8 protein-coding genes are annotated in these 3,054 nt (G+C 32.7%); 4 read left to right on the top strand and 4 right to left on the bottom strand.

Going from position 1 to position 3,054, the window contains the following annotated elements:
* Positions 1-444 (bottom strand): hypothetical protein (locus tag PHI38_RS09960; RefSeq protein ID WP_299855695.1); only part of this gene is annotated, 444 nt, incomplete at its 3' end.
* A 336-nt stretch (positions 445-780) separates the two neighbouring features.
* Here PHI38_RS09960 and PHI38_RS09955 point away from each other — a divergent pair.
* Both PHI38_RS09955 and PHI38_RS09950 read left to right on the top strand, forming a co-directional pair.
* Positions 781-1,002 (top strand): hypothetical protein, encoded by a 222-nt coding sequence (locus tag PHI38_RS09955; protein ID WP_105915661.1) that lies wholly within the window; start codon positions 781-783, stop codon positions 1,000-1,002.
* Positions 992-1,399, top strand: a complete 408-nt coding sequence (locus PHI38_RS09950; RefSeq protein WP_299855690.1) for a PIN domain-containing protein — start codon at positions 992-994, stop codon at positions 1,397-1,399. Before PHI38_RS09955 ends, PHI38_RS09950 begins: the two co-directional genes overlap by 11 nt.
* Before the next feature lie 39 nt (positions 1,400-1,438).
* Here the strand turns inward: PHI38_RS09950 and PHI38_RS10295 are convergent, their stop codons facing one another.
* On the bottom strand, positions 1,439-1,603 hold the full coding sequence (locus PHI38_RS10295) for a helix-turn-helix domain-containing protein (protein WP_105915798.1): 165 nt from the start codon (positions 1,601-1,603) through the stop codon (positions 1,439-1,441).
* Between the two features lie 136 nt (positions 1,604-1,739).
* Between PHI38_RS10295 and PHI38_RS09945 the strand changes: the two genes are divergently transcribed.
* Both PHI38_RS09945 and PHI38_RS09940 read left to right on the top strand, forming a co-directional pair.
* A complete protein-coding gene (locus PHI38_RS09945; RefSeq protein ID WP_105916274.1) occupies positions 1,740-1,943 on the top strand; it encodes an addiction module protein in 204 nt (67 codons plus the stop codon).
* Positions 1,940-2,236 (top strand): type II toxin-antitoxin system RelE/ParE family toxin, encoded by a 297-nt coding sequence (locus tag PHI38_RS09940; RefSeq protein WP_299855683.1) that lies wholly within the window; start codon positions 1,940-1,942, stop codon positions 2,234-2,236. The genes PHI38_RS09945 and PHI38_RS09940 overlap by 4 nt, the downstream gene beginning before the upstream one ends.
* 36 nt (positions 2,237-2,272) lie before the next feature.
* On the opposite strand, the gene PHI38_RS09935 is transcribed toward PHI38_RS09940, so the two are convergent.
* Positions 2,273-2,827: a recombinase family protein gene (locus PHI38_RS09935; protein ID WP_299855681.1), complete on the bottom strand. Its 555-nt coding sequence runs from the start codon at positions 2,825-2,827 to the stop codon at positions 2,273-2,275.
* A partial coding sequence (locus PHI38_RS09930; protein WP_299855679.1) for a tyrosine-type recombinase/integrase occupies positions 2,824-3,054 on the bottom strand: 231 nt, incomplete at its 5' end. The genes PHI38_RS09930 and PHI38_RS09935, both read right to left, overlap by 4 nt.

Here is a 3,054-nt window from a genome sequence, read left to right as displayed (position 1 = left end):
AGCAGCACCTGTAATGTTTACTGTTTTAGCAGCACCTGCATCTACTGTAACTTCATCTCTAGTTCCAGATGTAAGTGAAGTTAGGTTAAGTGTCGCAATGTTAGTTTTAGCGTTGATAGTTTCTGCATTTAGTGAGTTAACAGCTGTTACAGTTGCAACACCACCAGCAATCTTTGTGCTTAGATTAAGATTCTCTGTTCCACTTACATTTGTAAGATCAAAACCAGTCTTTACATATTCACCTTGAATATTCATAGTCTCAACATTTTGGATTCTTGCAGAAATAGCATCTGAGTTAACTGAAGCATTTAAAATATCTTTGTCTGTTGTACTGTTATCAAGAACTAAATCATCATTTTGAAGTGAACCAAGTTCAGTAGCATCAAAAAGATCGTTTTTAGCAGTACCATTTACTACTTCGTTATCAACACTTTTAGTCAACATTCCAGTGCCACTAAGTGAAAAAAAGAGTGATTTTACACCTTTTTACCCTCTATAAAGCCCTTAAATACGAGGATATGAAAGTTTTATGAAGTGTTGGTGATTTTAGGGTCTATTTTCTTGCTGGCATATAGCTGGCAGATAATGAATTAAAAAATGAATGAATGATACTTTATGAAGCTCTATACTAAGGGAAATTGTACTAAAAAATTGGCTGGCATATTGCTGGCAAGATGGTATTTTTTTAAGCTAGTTGAAAGGTGTTCAAAAATGTATTTGAGATGATTTAGAGGTTAATTTTGGTATAATAATTCCAGATTATAAAGAAAAGGGTTTAGTATGAAAAGTTATATACTTGAATTTCAAAATGAACAAAATGAGCATCTTATAAATCATGTGATGAATTTTTTTAAGCAATTACCACAGAATGAAATTTTCATAAAAGAAAATAAACAACCTTATTCAGTAGAGAGTGATTTTATTTCTTATTTAACATCTAATCCAGTAGAAATTTCACACCAAGAAAAATTTTTATCTAGGAAAGATGCTAATGCACGATAAGGTATTCATAGACACTAATATTATTCTTTATGCGATAAGTACTCAAGATGCTGATAAACGCTCTATTGCAACGCCTATCATTCTTGGAGATGCTACGATAAGCGCACAAGTTATAAATGAAGTTAGTGTGAATCTAATAAAAAAACTCAAATTTAATGAAAATATGATTCAAAAGTTTGTAGATAGCTCATATCATAGATATAATGTAGTTGAACTAACAAGAAATGTTTTCATTAGAGCTTCTGAATTGAGAGAAAAATACAACTTCTCATATTACGATAGCATTATTGTTTCGGCTGCTATAATTGCTAATTGCAATATCCTTTACAGTGAAGACATGCAACACGAGTTAATTGTAGAGAATCGCTTACAAATCATCAACCCATTTAAAAAATAAAGTGCCAGAGTGAAGCCCACTCCAGCACTTTTCCTTAACTTAACTAGCTCTTTTCTGTTTGGCTATATGCCGAAGAAGAGTACTTCTTGCAACCCCAAACTTATTAGCAACTTGTTTAGAACTTTGACTATGTTTTAACTTTATTGCTTGAAATATTTGTTGTTGTGTTAGCTTTAATGGTCTTCCTAATAAAGGATATTTTATTTAAAAAAGTTGCTGGTATATTGCTGGTAGGTAGTGTATGTTTTTAAGCTAGTTGTAATGTTTGGATTTTTTGTATTTGAGTGAGTTGTAGGTTTGTTTTGGTATAATAATTCAAGATTAAATTAAGGAGGCGGTTATGGTAGCATATGAAGAAGTGTTTGAATTAAAGCCTTTAGAAAAGATACATCTCATTGACCAACTTTTGTTGAGTTTGGATTTACCGAACTCTGAGCTTGATAAAATTTGGGCAGAAGAGTCTGAGCGACGAATTGATGCTTATGAGGCTGGAACAACTCAATCTACTGATGTGTATGAAGTTTTAGCAAAGTACAATAGATGAAAATAAACATACTAGATGAAGCTTCTGCTGAACTAGATGATGCGTTTCAATATTATGAATATGAACAAGAAAATCTCGGATATAGGTTTATAAGTAAATTTACAGATGCCTTAGAGCTTATAAAGTTTTATCCTAATGGTTGGCACTCACTTTCCAAAAGAGTCAGAAGATGTTTAGTTAAAGGCTTTCCATACGGGATAATTTACCAAGTTAGAGAAGAAGAGATTATAATTGTTGCTGTAGCAAATTTACACCGAAAACCAAATTATTGGGTAGAGCGAATAAAAAAATAAAACAGTGCCAGAGTGGAAACCCACTCCAGCACTAACTTAACTAGCCTCTTTGTACTTTGCAATATGCCTATAAAGAGTACTCCTACCAACTCCAAATCTATTAGCAACTTGCTGTGAAGTGTTGTTTTGTTTAAGCTCAATGGCTTTTAATACCTCTTTGTGCGATAGCTTTGGAGGTCGTCCTAATCTTCTACACTCATCTTTTGCTTTTTGTATTCCATAAGCTTGTTTTTCAACTCTTATATCTTCTATAAACTCGCTTAGAAAAAAGAGTAGTTCATCAAGGTTGTAACTGTTAGAAGAGATATACTGCTGTTTGGTAGCCTCTAAGATAATCTCTTTTTCTTCAAGAGTAAACATAAGCTCTAAGAGTGTTTGAACACTACTTGAGAGTATGGATAATCTTGTAACTGCAAGAGTATCTTTACTTTTTAGTATCTCTATCACTTGAGCTAGTTTTACTTTGTTTTGATAGTTAAAGTTATTAACTGGCTCTACATAGATTTTAGAACATCCTGAAGCTATGAGTGATTCTGACTGCTCTTCTACTTCTTCTTTTAAAGAAGCTCTGATATATCCAATTTTACTCATCGTATCATCGCTCCTTTGACATCATCATCTGTTGGCTTGATATATCCCATAGTAGTTTTTACATCAGAGTGACCTATGAACTTACTTATGATTTTTGCATTGATACCTTTTGCTCCCATTTGGGTTATAAGCCCTTGTCTGAAACTGTGGCTTGTATATCCATCTCCAAGTATCTCTTTGATTTTAGAATTTACCTGTTTGATAAAGACATCACTGTTAATACTGCT

The sequence above is a fragment of the Sulfurimonas sp. genome, assembly GCF_028694895.1.
GTDB lineage: Bacteria > Campylobacterota > Campylobacteria > Campylobacterales > Sulfurimonadaceae > Sulfurimonas.
The sequence above is the reverse complement of the archived record's forward strand: the minus strand, read 5'-3'. Positions and strand labels throughout refer to the sequence as shown.